Annotated in this window: 13 protein-coding genes; 2 read left to right on the top strand and 11 right to left on the bottom strand. The window is 52.1% G+C overall.

Translation table 11 applies throughout. The features are described from left to right. Nucleotides 1-59: 59 nt before the first annotated feature. Nucleotides 60-1,907, top strand: a complete 1,848-nt coding sequence (locus tag ACTOY7_RS08445; protein WP_482670971.1) for a L,D-transpeptidase family protein — start codon at nt 60-62, stop codon at nt 1,905-1,907. A 163-nt stretch (nt 1,908-2,070) separates the two neighbouring features. On the opposite strand, the gene ACTOY7_RS08440 is transcribed toward ACTOY7_RS08445, so the two are convergent. From ACTOY7_RS08440 to ACTOY7_RS08405, 8 genes are all read right to left on the bottom strand, one after another. Next, nucleotides 2,071-2,925: a YitT family protein gene (locus tag ACTOY7_RS08440; protein ID WP_160283829.1), complete on the bottom strand. Its 855-nt coding sequence runs from the start codon at nt 2,923-2,925 to the stop codon at nt 2,071-2,073. A 131-nt stretch (nt 2,926-3,056) separates the two neighbouring features. Continuing rightward, nucleotides 3,057-3,566 carry a transcription repressor NadR gene (locus ACTOY7_RS08435; protein ID WP_160283833.1) on the bottom strand — a complete coding sequence of 170 codons (510 nt, stop codon included), beginning with the start codon at nt 3,564-3,566 and terminating at the stop codon, nt 3,057-3,059. Between the two features lie 118 nt (nt 3,567-3,684). Beyond that, nucleotides 3,685-4,539 (bottom strand): carboxylating nicotinate-nucleotide diphosphorylase, encoded by an 855-nt coding sequence (nadC, locus tag ACTOY7_RS08430; protein ID WP_482670972.1) that lies wholly within the window; start codon nt 4,537-4,539, stop codon nt 3,685-3,687. Nucleotides 4,540-4,559: 20 nt separating this feature from the next. Beyond that, the gene (locus ACTOY7_RS08425) at nt 4,560-5,984 is read right to left on the bottom strand and encodes an FAD-binding protein (protein ID WP_482670973.1); all 1,425 of its coding nucleotides are present in this window, start codon (nt 5,982-5,984) and stop codon (nt 4,560-4,562) included. After that, nucleotides 5,981-6,901: a quinolinate synthase NadA gene (gene nadA, locus ACTOY7_RS08420; protein ID WP_482670974.1), complete on the bottom strand. Its 921-nt coding sequence runs from the start codon at nt 6,899-6,901 to the stop codon at nt 5,981-5,983. The genes ACTOY7_RS08425 and nadA overlap by 4 nt, the downstream gene beginning before the upstream one ends. 305 nt (nt 6,902-7,206) lie before the next feature. Beyond that, nucleotides 7,207-7,488: a PTS galactitol transporter subunit IIB gene (gatB, locus tag ACTOY7_RS08415; protein ID WP_160282788.1), complete on the bottom strand. Its 282-nt coding sequence runs from the start codon at nt 7,486-7,488 to the stop codon at nt 7,207-7,209. A gap of 177 nt (nt 7,489-7,665) precedes the next feature. Continuing rightward, nucleotides 7,666-8,862, bottom strand: coding sequence for a coenzyme F420-0:L-glutamate ligase (locus ACTOY7_RS08410; RefSeq protein WP_482670975.1), 1,197 nt, complete (start codon nt 8,860-8,862; stop codon nt 7,666-7,668). Nucleotides 8,863-9,042: 180 nt separating this feature from the next. Continuing rightward, nucleotides 9,043-9,726, bottom strand: a complete 684-nt coding sequence (locus tag ACTOY7_RS08405; RefSeq protein WP_482670976.1) for a DUF6198 family protein — start codon at nt 9,724-9,726, stop codon at nt 9,043-9,045. 185 nt (nt 9,727-9,911) lie between these two features. Here ACTOY7_RS08405 and ACTOY7_RS08400 point away from each other — a divergent pair, with 185 nt between their 5' ends. Continuing rightward, nucleotides 9,912-10,868: a LysR family transcriptional regulator gene (locus ACTOY7_RS08400; RefSeq protein WP_482670977.1), complete on the top strand. Its 957-nt coding sequence runs from the start codon at nt 9,912-9,914 to the stop codon at nt 10,866-10,868. Here ACTOY7_RS08400 and ACTOY7_RS08395 read toward each other — a convergent pair. The 3 genes from ACTOY7_RS08395 to ACTOY7_RS08385 all read right to left on the bottom strand — a co-directional run bounded on the left by ACTOY7_RS08395 (nt 10,819) and on the right by ACTOY7_RS08385 (nt 12,875). Continuing rightward, complete coding sequence (locus tag ACTOY7_RS08395) at nt 10,819-11,178, bottom strand: YccF domain-containing protein (RefSeq protein ID WP_300826336.1); 360 nt, start codon at nt 11,176-11,178, stop codon at nt 10,819-10,821. The two genes, ACTOY7_RS08400 and ACTOY7_RS08395, sit on opposite strands and share 50 nt — an antisense overlap. Nucleotides 11,179-11,275: 97 nt before the next feature. Next, a complete protein-coding gene (locus ACTOY7_RS08390) occupies nt 11,276-11,698 on the bottom strand; it encodes a hypothetical protein (RefSeq protein ID WP_482670978.1) in 423 nt (140 codons plus the stop codon). A 403-nt stretch (nt 11,699-12,101) separates the two neighbouring features. Continuing rightward, a complete protein-coding gene (locus ACTOY7_RS08385; protein ID WP_482670981.1) occupies nt 12,102-12,875 on the bottom strand; it encodes an energy-coupling factor ABC transporter ATP-binding protein in 774 nt (257 codons plus the stop codon). Nucleotides 12,876-12,918: the final 43 nt, after the last annotated feature.

Here is a 12,918-nt window from a genome sequence, read left to right as displayed (position 1 = left end):
TGCAGGTCAACATCCTGCTCTTGATATATGAACACATATTTTTAGAAGGAGAACAACTCATGAACCCAACGGACACGCCACTCACAGACCATCCGCAGAACACCCCGCAGGAGACTCCGGTGCCCAATTCCCAGGGCAAACCACAGGAGCGTCCCCAGAACCATTTGGAGAGCCGCTCTCAGGCTGATTCAGATGCTTCTCAGGAAATCCAGCAGAATCTTTCCGACGAAAGTTCTCTGCACAGTTCGGCAGATTCCGCACCGAATCCTTCCACGGAGCCTCTACAGAGCAGCTCCACAGATTCCGTGCCGAATCCTTCCACGGAGCCTCTACAGAGCAGCTCCACAGATTCCGCACCGAATCCTTCCACGGAGCCTCTACAGAGCAGCTCTGCGGATTCCCCGCTGAATCCTTCCACGGAACCTCCAAAGAGCAATTCCGCACAGGATTCCCAGCAGCCCCTTGCGCAGGTTTCTTCCCAGGAAGCTGCGCCTTCTGCCGCGGAACCAGCGAAAACGCTGCCATACAAAAAAATCGCCGCATGGACCGCGGCCGTCCTCGCCGCAGTCCTGCTGCTCACATACCTGGGCGTGTCCATCTACTTCCGAAGCCATTACCTTTTTAACACTACGATCAACGGCCAGGATTTTTCCAAGCAAACCGTAGAGGATGCCCGAGCCTTTTTTGCAGGCCAGGCAGACGCCTATGCCTTGAAGATCACAGAAAGCGGCGGCAAGACCGAGGACATCACCGGCAGCGAGATCGATATGTCCTGGAATGACAGCCAGGCTCTGGACCAGATACTAAAAGACCAGAACGCTTTCGCATGGCCGATGGAATATTTCAAAGAAACATCCAAAGAGATCACGTTTGATATCTCCTACGATAAAGCGGCCCTGGAAAAAAAGGTCAGTTCCCTGAAAGCCGTAACCGCGGAACCGATCCAGCCCCAGTCCGCCTACCCGGAATTTGACGGAAATTCCTACGTCATAAAACCGGAAGTATACGGAACCGACCTGGATTCGAAAAAACTGTTAAAGCAGATCCATGAGTCCGTTGCCCGGTTGGATGAAGAGATTGATCTCCAGAAAGAGGGCTTTTACAAAGCCCCGGAATACACCGCCGAATCGCCGAAGCTGAAAGAACTCTGCCAGACTCTGAACCAATACTGCAAGGCAAGCATCACCTACGAAATGGACATTCCCATCGTGGTAGATAAGACATTGATCTCCACCTGGCTGTCCTATGACGCAGATTTTCACGTCACACTGGACGAGGCCGCGATCCGAAACTGGATGACCGAATTTGGCAGACGTTACGACACCGTAGGCACTACCAGGCCGCTCACCACCCCGACCGGTAAAGCCACGGAGGTTTCCGGCGGTACCTACGGCTGGATCATCAATGAAGAGGCGGAATTTCCCGCTCTGGTAAGCAGCATCCGAAACGGCGAGGTCGTGACAAAAGCCCCGGCCTGTGATCAGACCGCTGCCTCCCATGCCCCCCAGGACTGGGGCGGCACATTCGTGGAAGTGGATCTGACTGCCCAGCATATGTGGTATCTGGAAAACGGCACCGTCGTTTTTGAGTCCGACGTGGTCACCGGAAAAAACAGCACACCCACTCCTCCCGGAGTATACAATATCCTGGAAAAGCTGTCCCCCACCGTTTTGGTCGGAAATATAGTCCCGGAAACCAATGAGCCGGAATACCGTACCCCCGTAGATTTCTGGATGCGCGTCACCTGGAGCGGCATCGGCTTCCACGACGCCACCTGGCAGCCCGCGTTCGGAGGAGACGTCTACCTCTGGAACGGCTCCCACGGCTGCATCAACATGCCCTACTACAATGCCCAGGAATTATATTCCATATTGCAGCTCGGGACGCCGGTAGTGGTACATTACTAACTTCACCGATACCGGAAATTAAAATTTCCCCACCTGTACGGTTGCAATCCGAAATCACATTTTTATGCAATTTATTGCAATAAATGCATTTTTTTGATTGAGGCAGCCCCATCAAAGGGACTGCCTCAATTTTTACAAATCCATCATATCATATGCGCATCTCCTACGCTTCCTTAAATCCTTCCCCCACCACTTCATTGGATTCCATGATCACAATAAAGCACTTCGGGTCAATCTCTTTCACCATTTTTCGGATAGAATACATCTGCTTATTGTTGCAGGCGCACATCACCACTTCCTTCTTCGCCCCGGTATAGCTTCCCTTCCCGGTCAGGATCGTAGCGCCCCTGCCGATATATTCATCAATCTTACCTGCAACCTCCTGCCCCTTATCCGTCACGATCAGAGTCATCTTTCCGGAGTCAATACCGTACATGATCTTATCAATGACCACCGTCAGCAGGTAGGAAATGATCAGTCCGTAGATGGTCGCGTCCACATCCCGGAAGATCACCCCGCCCAGCAGTACGATTGCGCAGTCCAAGGCGAACACGATTCGTCCCAGGGAAATATGCGGCTTCTTCACCCGGATCGCCATGGACACAAAATCCATTCCCCCGGTGGATGAGCTGTTCATGAAGATCAGCGCATAGCCCAGCCCCGAAAAAATCCCGGTGCAGATGGCCGCCAGCATCCTTTCCCCGGAATACACCGGAAACAGCGGCACAATATAGTCCGTGATCAGAGAGGTGATAATGACCGAGCGCACCGAACGCACAAAAAACTCCCGCCCCAGCGTCCGATAACATCCAACCGCGATCGGGACATTCAGGAGAATGGTGGCAAGTCCGATCGGCACTCCCCACAGCCGGAACAGTATCAACGCGATACCCGACACCCCGGCCAGCGGGAATTCCGCATTTGCCGCAAAATTATAAATTCCGGCCCCGATCAGAATCCCGCCGAATACATCAATAAAAAGATCGTACCACAGCCTTTTCCAGTCCAGTTTTATCATATCCTCTTTCCTCTCTGTATTCTTCTGAATTGATTCCCAAAAGTCACCCCTTTATGCCCAGACAGTTGCTTCACAAGGTATAGCATTCGCAGATCCGCTGATTTTATCCAAAGAAATTGTCCGAAAAGAGTCTAACCTTCAATCAGAAATTCCTTCTCCCGCAGCATGTCCTCGATCATATCCAGCGTTTTTTCACAGTCCGCCTCGACCACGTGGTAGTGATAATCCGAAGTAATGTTTTTCAGCGGGCTCGATTTTCCCTTTTGGATATCCTGTAGAAATTCCATCACATTTCTCCGGGAGCGGATCCCAAGCTCCGCCTTCATCCGCCCGTACACCCGATGGTTGACCATCACATTGACCACACAGCCGCCCAGATCCACGATGGAGCACAGCTCCTCCTCCATCCGCTCGTCCGTGTGCCGCACCTTGAACGTCCGGTTCACCGTATGGGGAGCATTCAGGAGATACCCGCGGTGTGTAGATATGATATCATATCCCGCGGCGCGGATCAACGCAATATCCTGCACGATCACCTGACGGCTCACCTCACAGCTCTCCGCCAGTGAGCTGCCCGAAACCGGTGTCCTGCTGGTCCTGATTTTTTCTATGATTTTATCCCTGCGCTCTGTTCCCGTCATCATACCCGATTCCTCCTTTCTGCCCCCATCTTCGATTTATCATGGTCCGCTCTTTCATATTCCCTATCATAATCAGCATTACATACCACGGCCGCCTTCCACCCCAGATCTTGTTGTACTAGGAAACAGCATGCAGGTTTTTCAACGAAATGTCAAGTATCGGAGCGGAATGCGTCAGCGCGCCGCTGGAAATATAATCCACTCCCAGAGCCGTCAGCCGCCCGATATTCTCTTTCGTCACGTTTCCGGAGCACTCCGTCTCTGCCCTGCCGTCAATGATACGGATCGCCTCCCGCATTTCCTCCGCAGACATGTTATCCAGCATGATGATGTCAGCCCCGGCTTCCACCGCCTCCTTCACCATATCCAGATTCTCCACCTCCACTTCGATCTTCCGCACAAACGGCGCATACTCCTTTGCCATCCGGACCGCCTTTGTCACGCTTCCTGCTGCCCCGATGTGATTATCCTTGAGAAGCACCCCGTCAGAAAGGTTGTACCGATGGTTATAGCCGCCTCCCACCCGGACCGCGTATTTCTCAAAAATCCGCATATTCGGCGTGGTCTTCCTCGTATCCAGAAGTTTCGTTTTGCTGCCCGCAAGCAGATCCGCCACCGAACGGGTATAGGTGGCAATGCCGCTCATCCGCTGCAGGTAATTCAGCGCCACACGCTCACCGGAGAGCAGGACACGGATGTCGCCGATCACCTTTCCCAACAGTTCTCCGGCTTTCACCGCATCGCCGTCCTTGCAGAAAAACTCCGCCTTCGTCTCCCCATCCAGCAGCTGAAAAACCCGTTCAAACACCTGCAGCCCGGCAATGACTCCGTCCTGCTTGCAGATCAGCTCCACTTCCCCCTCCACGGCCTCCTTCATCACCGAGTTAGTGGTCACATCCTCACTGGAAATATCCTCCCGCAAAGCCTCCATAATCAAATGATCCATCTGCAATGTTTTCGTAATTTTATTCATCTTTTTTCTCCTCACTTCATTTATTCTATATCATCCGAATCATCCCTGCGCCGGCACTCCATTTCCTCCCGGATCTTCATCGCCGCCCGCTTCGCGAACACCAAGCTTTCCAGCAGGGAATTGCTTGCCAGCCGGTTCGCCCCGTGAACCCCGTTGCAGCTGGTCTCTCCCACCGCAAATAAACGCGGCATAGAGGTCCGGCTGTCCGAATCCACCCACACGCCGCCCATAAAATAATGCTGCGCCGGAACCACCGGAATGCATTCCTTCAATACATCATATCCCTCTTCCAGACACCGCAGGTAAATGTTTGGAAAATGCCGCAGGATCGTCTCTTTCTCAATATGCTCCATGGACAGGTACACAAAATCCGTCCCGTCCTTTTCCATTTGTTCCCGGATCGCGGCGGCCACTACATCCCTGGGAAGCAGTTCATCCACAAACCGTTCTTTCTTCTTATTATACAGCACCGCGCCTTCCCCGCGCACAGATTCCGAGATCAAGAACCGCCTCCCCGGCTTTTTCGAATACAGCGTGGTCGGATGGAACTGCACATAATCCAAATGCTCCAGCCGGATGCCGTGCTTCTTTGAAATTTCAATCGCATCCCCCGTCAAATGCGGAAAATTCGTGGAATGGGTATACTGTCCCCCGATCCCGCCTGTGGCAAATATGGTATAGCCGGCGCGGATCTCTATCTGTTCCCCGCACGTATCCTCTCCCGGAGCTTCTGCCTTCTCCCGCTCTCTGCACGTATCCTCTCCCGGAGCTTCTGCCTTCTCCCGCTCTCTGCATGCATCCTCTCCCGGAGCTTCTGCCTTCTCCCGCTCTCTGCGCGCATCCTCTCCCCGCAAAATACCATCTTCCGCATGACATTCTCTCAGATCCGCAGCTTCCGGATCCATCACCGCCTGCCCGTCGCTCTTTACACGTTCCGCCAGTATCCCGACGCACGCTCCGTTTTCCACGATAATATCCGTCATCGCGGTATACTCGTACAGCATCACATTTTCCAGCCTCTTCACCTGCTCCAGCAGCCTGCTGGTGATCTCTTTTCCGGTAATGTCCTTGTGATACAGGATCCGCGGCTTCGAATGCGCCCCTTCCCGCGTGTAGAGAAATTCCCCATCCTCAGCCTGCTCATGTTCAAATTCTACTCCGAATCCTACCAGCTTGTCAATGACATCTCTCGATCCCCGGATCATAATATCCACGGACTCCTTCCGGTTCTCATAATGTCCGGCCCGCATCGTATCCTCAAAATAGCTGTCATAATCCTCATCATCCCGCAGCACCGAGATTCCCCCCTGTGCCAGAAAGGAATCACTGCTTTCCAGATCCGCTTTCGTGATCATGATGATCTTTTTATCTCCCGGCAGGTTCAGGGCACTGAACAGCCCCGCGGCGCCTGTCCCCACAATTACCACATCAGCTTCCATTTTCATAACTTCTTCTCCTGTTTTGCCAGCTCCAGCATTCTTTCCAGCGGCTTCTTCGACAGCTCCCGCAGCTCCTGATCCACTTCCACTGCGTTTTCCCCGGTTTTCAGCACATGCAGGAGCTTTTCCAGAGTATTCAATTTCATATCCCGGCACATCGGCTCTGTCTTCGTAAAATAAAACTTCTTTCCCGGATTGTCCTTTTCCAGCTTCCACCGCACCCCTTTTTCCGTACAGACGATAAACTCCCTGCCGGCACTCCTGGCGGCATACTGGATGATCCCCGACGTACTGCCTATGTAATCCGACTGTTTCAGCACCTCTTCCCGGCATTCCGGGTGAGACAGGACCTCCGCGTCCGGGTGCATGGCCTTTGCCTCCGCCAGCTCCCGAAGCTGCAGCTCTTCATGGACCGGACAGTACCCTTCATTGAATACAAAATGCTTCTCTGGCACCTGCTCCGCCACATAATGGGCCAGATTCTTATCCGGAATGAAAAAAATGTTCCGGTTCGGCAGGGCCTTCACGATCTCCACCGCATTTGCCGAGGTCACGCATACGTCAGAATATTTCTTCAATTCCGCCGTGGAATTGATATAGCATACCACCGCCAGATCCTCATACTTCTCCCGCATCCGCCGGATCGTCCCGGCGTCCGCCATATGCGCCATCGGACAGTCCGCGCGCAGATCCGGCATCAGCACCGTTTTCCCCGGATTCAATATTTTCGCGCTCTCCCCCATAAAAGACACTCCGCAGAACACGATCGTCTGCTCCGCAAGCCCCACGGCCACCCTGCTCAGATAAAAGGAATCCCCCACATAGTCCGCAACCGCCTGCACCTCAGGCTCCGCGTAATAGTGGGCGAGGATGACCGCATCCTTTTCCTTTTTCAGCCTGTTGATTTCCTCTGTCAATGTCATCTTCCATTTCCTCCAATGCTTCATTCACTACCGCAAACAGCAATCATTATAGCACATAGTTTTACATATGACAAGACAGTTGAATTTACATTAAATACACATTTTTTACCATCGCAGAATCCATATATCTGTACCACGAAGTTCCCACTAAATAAAAATATGCAGCCGTCCCGCAAGTTACTGCCAAACAGCTGCATACTTTATGTTTCCTTTTTTCACTGATAAAAAAATCTGTCCTTCCCGCCGCAGAGATGCTCCTGGCAAAAGCAGAGTGGATTCCCCGTCTCTGCTCTGCTGACTCCTGATCACGGACGGAGTATCTCCAGAATCCTGTCCTGCAGCTCTTCCGCCCCGATTCCCGTAATAAACGGCATCCCGCTGACCAGCGGCACACCATATTCTTTCTTTGCCCTGGCAGTCGTCACGATCAGAACCGTACCCTCCAGGTTCTCTTCCACCTCTGATATCCTCATCTGGCAGATCTCCGCCTCAATCCCGTACTGCCGGCACAGCTCCTCCACCTTTTTTGCCGCGATCGTCGAAGTCGCCACTGCTCCGCCGCAGGCTACGATTATTTTTTTCTTCATACCGAAAACCTCCCGCATAATTACCCTTTTGCGCTGATCATCATCTTCACATTCGGAACTGAAATTTAACCGGCCGGCTTACAGATTCTCTCCATAAGCCGGCCGATGATTTCATCTCGCCTGAACGTCACCAGAAATGATACCCTTTTGCCGCCTGCGCAATACTCACCGCAAATTTCATTTGCCGTGAGTATAATTGTCAAAATACCCCTGCACCAGAATCACCGGAGTCCCCTTGTCCCCCGACCCGCTGGTCAGGTCGCAGAGCGAGCCGATCAAATCCGTGATCCTCCGCGGAGTCGTCCCCTGGGATACCATATCTCCCACCAGATTCTCCTTTTTCTCCTGGATCCTCTTTGAGATCGCATCCTGCAGCTCTTTTCCCGACAGCTCCTTAAAGTCATTGTCCGCCAGATATTTCAGCTTCAATTCATTCGGCGTGCCTTCCAGCCCCTTCGTGTTGGCTACCGATACACACGGATCCGCCAGTTCCCAGATCTTGCCTACCGGATCCTTGAACGCGCCATCCCCATATACCATGACTTCCACATGCTTCCCTGTCTTTTCCAGGATCTGCTTCTGAACCTCTTCCACCAGACCCGTACACTCTCTCGGGAACAGCTTGACCGATTCCTCCGTGGATTTATTCGAACCCAGCAGCCCGAAACGCTCGTTGCATCCGCTGCCGTCCACCGGGCTTGTCAAAATGTCGTCCATCCCAAGCACCACCTCTGCGCCCGCAGATTTCAAGATCCGCTTCGTCCTTGCCCGGGTATGGATGTCGCAGGCCAGCACATGCTTCGTATACTTCAGGATCTCCCGCGGATTATTTGCAAAGATCACCTCTGCCTCCGCTCCCTGCTCCCGGATCAGCTCACTGTAATAAGCCACATAATCCACGCCTGTGAAGCGGTGCTTATTCTCGCCGAACAGTTCTCTGTAACGCGCCACATCCAGCACGTCGCTGTAGGGGTTGATCCCTGCCTCATCCACCTGGTCCAGAGAGACCAGTTCATTTCCCACTTCATCGCTTGGGTAGCTCAGCATCAGCACGATCTTCTTCGCGCCTCTTGCGATCCCTTTCAGACACACGGAAAACCGGTTGCGGGACAGGATCGGGAAGATCACTCCCACGGTCTCTCCTCCCAGCTTTTCTCTCACGTCCTTCGCGATCGCGTCAATCGACGCATAATTTCCCTGCGCCCTTGCCACGATGGACTCTGTTGCCGCGATCACATCCCTGTCATGAAGGGAAAAGCCTTCGCTTTCCGCTGCTTCCAGCACGCTCGTTACAATAATATCCGCCAGATGGTCGCCTTCCCTGATGATCGGGCATCGGATTCCTCTTGAAACAGTACCTACTTTTCTTTCCATGTTCCATTCCCCTTGTATAATAAATGTAATCAGATCTGCCCAGTCAAGCCGCACACCGGCTGCCGTAAACAGCCGATCGGCATGCCTCACACACCGCTCCTGAACAGGTGCTCATGATCCTATATCCTTACTTTATCATACCTGCCGGGATTTCACAATCCACTTTTTATAAAATTCGCGTCAGGCCAGGTGCAGTCTCCGTCTTCCATGCCCTCTCATCTGATATGTGACAAATTCCACATGCCTGTCCATCCAGCCGTCCATGCGTCCGATCACCTTCCCCATGGTCAGCGCGCTAAGCAACGTCCCGATCCCAAGTCCGCTGATCCCGCCAAGGCACACAAGGGTCAGCACAGCCGTAACGACCACACAGATCAGATCGAAAGAAACCTTAATCCTGGAAAATGCCGTTCCCGTAATATCCGACAATTCCTTTGGAAACAGATCCGTCGGGATGATCGGCATCTTACACCGGTTGGACAGCGCAACCCCCATACAGATGATCAGGTAGCTCGCCGCAAAGTAGAAGACCCGAAATGGAGCTGCCAGCGGAAGCACCTGCATCCATTCCTTGTGTACATCCATCATCAGCCCAAACGCGAATCCCACTCCAAAGCTCAAAAGATACTGCAGAACAAATCTTTTTCTCAGAATCATCAGGCTGAGCACCAGCGCGCTCTGGAAAATGTACGTCCACGTTCCCAGTGAAAATACAGGGAGTACCTCACTCAGCGCATAAGTCATACTGGAGATCGCCGAGATCCCGGTTCCCGAATACAGCATCAGTACCACCCCGAAGCTGTTCATCACAATAATGACCGGAAGAACCAGTTCCCCTCTGACCATTGTTTTCTTTGTATCCATTAGATATCCCTCCATCTTTCATATCGTCACTGAACTTTCAGATTTCTTCTGTTCGTTTCTGCACATACTAAGTTATCACACATCCATATATAAAACAAATGAATAATTTCTATTTATTCATAGACAACATCTATGGATTGGTTTATACTATGTAAAACGAACGATAAATGAAAAGAGGGATTTCTATGAACCTGTACCAGTTAAGATATTTCGCAGAGCTCGCCCAGGAGCAGCACTATACCAATGCCGCCCAGCACCTGAATATCTCCCAGCCCAGCTTAAGCCACGCCATTTCACAATTGGAGGAAGAGCTTGGAGTACAGCTGTTTGAAAAAGCCGGGAGAGGGACCAGGCTGACCGGATACGGACAGGAATTTCTGCAATGCGTCACACGTTCCCTGTCCATCCTGGACAATGGCATTGAAAATATGCATCGCTACGCAAAAGGCGAGGGACTGATCCGCCTGGGCTTTCTCACCCAGCTGGGCGTCCAGTTCATCCCCAGACTGGCCTCCCGTTTTCTCTCCCTGAACTCAGACTGCAAGATCGATTTTACCTTCCACGGAGACCGGACACCGGAGCTCTTAGATGGCCTGAGACTTCGAAAATATGACCTGATCTTCTGCGTGCGCCCTGTAGAATCCGACAACCTCTCCTGCGTCCCCATCGACCGCCAGGAGCTTGTCCTGATCGTGCCGAAGGACCATCCGCTGGCAGAAAACAAGTCCGTTTCCCTGGAGGACACACTGCAGTACCCTTACATTTATTTCAATAATAAAACCGGACTGCGTTTCGTGATCGACGAACTGTTCGAAGCAGTCGGCCGCCGCCCGGAGATTGCCTACGAAACGGACGAGGAGCAGATCATCTTCGGCCTTGTCGCTTACGGCTTCGGGATTGCCGTCACCCCTTACCGTGAGATCCTCTTAAAGCTGAATGTAAAGATCCTCCCCATCGTCCGCCCCGCCTGGGAAGGCAACATTTACATGGTCTCCAACAAGCAGGTATACCTGACTCCCGCAGTCACGAACTTCCGGGACTTTATACTCCGGCAGCTTCTCGAACAGCAGGAGTCACCGTGGCCTCGTAATCTTAATACACCACAGCCCCAAACGGCATCAATGCCAGCTTCGCCAGTTTAAAGTGCTGCAGCCCAAATGGAATCCCGATCACCGTAATGCACATCACCCCTCCGATCACCAGATGTTCCAGAGCCAGCGGAAGCCCCGAAATCAGAAGCCATATCACATTCAATAAAAATGATCCTGCCCCGCCGCCGTACTGCACTTCCTTCCCAAACGGGAAGAAGCTGAGCCGCGCAAACTTAAAGCACTGCAGACCCACCGGAATCCCAACGATCGAAATACACCACAGGCAACCCGCCAGACACCAGCTCAAGCCCGTCACCAGACCGCCGAATACAAACCACAGCAAATTTCCCAAACATCCCATAATCATTCATCCTTTCTTTTGGTTACGATTCACGGCCTGACCGGCCGCTCATAGTAACTTTCTTTTTTCTAAATTATATGCGCTTCTCCATGTTCCGTCATACGATCTGCTTCAATTCCGCCATCAGACTTTCAACATAGCCGATCGCTTCCTCCACTTGTTCCCTGGCCTCCGCGATCCTTTTCTGCACCAGATAATCCGCCACAAGACCGTCAAAGAAAAAGTCCGCAAATGAAAGAAATGTGCTGATCTCCATCCGCAGCTCCATGGGAACGTCCACATCTCCCAGCTCCTTCTGGAACCTCTGCAGATCCCTTTTCGCTGTCTCCATGCAGTTTACCGCGTCTCCCATTCTTGAATGCTTGATCATATCGATGACAACCCCGCCTCCAAGCAGATCGACGATGCCCCATTTTCTCGCGCTTTCCAGTTTTTCCTGTGCTTCTCTCAGGCTTGTAAGAGCCCGTGCGCCCGCGCCCAGCGCTTCTCTGATTTCCTGTTTCCTTTGTTCCTCTGCCATTTCCATTTCCTCACTTTCTTAAGCTTAAACAATCGCAGCCTTTACCAGTCAGCAAGTTGATGCGGCTGTATCCAACAGGATGAAAAAAAGACTCCTATCATGACATCAGCCACAATAAAAGTCTTGCTATCTCATTTGATACGGATATCTCTCGATATCGGTTGACGGTTTCAAACCCACCCGATTCCGGGTGTTCAGCTACTCCCTTTCAATTGCTTGACAAAAATATATCACTCTTTGCCTCCGCTGTCAAGCATCTTAAGAAAACCTTTAGTTTTTCCGTTGCTGTCGCGTTACATGTCACACACTGACCAATCACTACGCTGATTGGTCAGGAGGATGCACATAAAAGCTGGGATTCAGGCCGTCCATTGCCGCAGGCAATTTAAAATGACGGCCTGAGTTACAGGGCACGCCTGGTCAAGGTGTGACCTGTAACGCTGTCGCTTTTCTGCATACAGAGCGGCAGTTCCAGTCCATGTTCCTCCAGCAGCCCCTGATCCGTCAGGATCTCTTCTGTCCGTCCATCCTTCACGATCCGCCCGTCCGACATCAGCACCGTCCGCTCACAGGTATCCAGGATCAGATCCAGATCATGGGACGCAATGATCTTCAAATGCGCAAAGGAATTTAAAATGCGGATCAGATTCCGTCTGTTTCTCGGATCCAGCGCGATCGACGGCTCATCCATCAATATGATATCCGGCGTCATGGACAGGATCGTGGCAATCGAAACCAGCTTCTTCTCACCGCCTGACATCTTATAGATCTGCTTTTCCCGCAGATGCCCGATCCCCGTCACGGCAAGCGCCTGCTCCACTCTTCTTTCCACTTCCGCCTCCGGCAGTCCATAATTCCTCGGCGCAAATGCAATATCCTCATAAGCCGTGTTCATAAAAAGCTGGCTGTCCGAGTCCTGGAACACATACCCGATCTTCGAGCGGATCTGAGCCAGCGTACACTTTTCCACCGGGATTTCCTCAATTCTAATAGAACCTGTAAAATCCAGATTCAGCCCTACCAGCATTTTTAAAAATGTAGACTTCCCCACCCCGTTCGCGCCGATGATACCGATGGAATCCGTCTCTGACGCGTGCAGTGAGATTTCCCGCAGTATTTCCTTTCCCTTCTCATATCCAAACGAAACATTTTCCACATCTATATGTATATGGCTCATCATATCCTCCCTGCCGCTCCCGGAATCCGCCCGCTCAGGAAAA

The organism is Schaedlerella sp., from assembly GCF_056796775.1.
Note: the sequence above shows the minus strand (reverse complement) of the source record. Positions and strands in the feature narration are given on the sequence as shown.

What these genes read in the sequence shown, in the direction of transcription:
- ACTOY7_RS08445 (WP_482670971.1), top strand. Translation starts at nt 60, where the DNA reads ATGAACCCAACGGACACGCCACTCACAGACCATCCGCAGAACACCCCG.
- ACTOY7_RS08440 (WP_160283829.1), bottom strand. Translation starts at nt 2,925, where the DNA reads ATGATAAAACTGGACTGGAAAAGGCTGTGGTACGATCTTTTTATTGAT.
- ACTOY7_RS08435 (WP_160283833.1), bottom strand. Translation starts at nt 3,566, where the DNA reads ATGACGGGAACAGAGCGCAGGGATAAAATCATAGAAAAAATCAGGACC.
- nadC (WP_482670972.1), bottom strand. Translation starts at nt 4,539, where the DNA reads ATGAATAAAATTACGAAAACATTGCAGATGGATCATTTGATTATGGAG.
- ACTOY7_RS08425 (WP_482670973.1), bottom strand. Translation starts at nt 5,984, where the DNA reads ATGAAAATGGAAGCTGATGTGGTAATTGTGGGGACAGGCGCCGCGGGG.
- nadA (WP_482670974.1), bottom strand. Translation starts at nt 6,901, where the DNA reads ATGACATTGACAGAGGAAATCAACAGGCTGAAAAAGGAAAAGGATGCG.
- gatB (WP_160282788.1), bottom strand. Translation starts at nt 7,488, where the DNA reads ATGAAGAAAAAAATAATCGTAGCCTGCGGCGGAGCAGTGGCGACTTCG.
- ACTOY7_RS08410 (WP_482670975.1), bottom strand. Translation starts at nt 8,862, where the DNA reads ATGGAAAGAAAAGTAGGTACTGTTTCAAGAGGAATCCGATGCCCGATC.
- ACTOY7_RS08405 (WP_482670976.1), bottom strand. Translation starts at nt 9,726, where the DNA reads ATGGATACAAAGAAAACAATGGTCAGAGGGGAACTGGTTCTTCCGGTC.
- ACTOY7_RS08400 (WP_482670977.1), top strand. Translation starts at nt 9,912, where the DNA reads ATGAACCTGTACCAGTTAAGATATTTCGCAGAGCTCGCCCAGGAGCAG.
- ACTOY7_RS08395 (WP_300826336.1), bottom strand. Translation starts at nt 11,178, where the DNA reads ATGGGATGTTTGGGAAATTTGCTGTGGTTTGTATTCGGCGGTCTGGTG.
- ACTOY7_RS08390 (WP_482670978.1), bottom strand. Translation starts at nt 11,698, where the DNA reads ATGGCAGAGGAACAAAGGAAACAGGAAATCAGAGAAGCGCTGGGCGCG.
- ACTOY7_RS08385 (WP_482670981.1), bottom strand. Translation starts at nt 12,875, where the DNA reads ATGAGCCATATACATATAGATGTGGAAAATGTTTCGTTTGGATATGAG.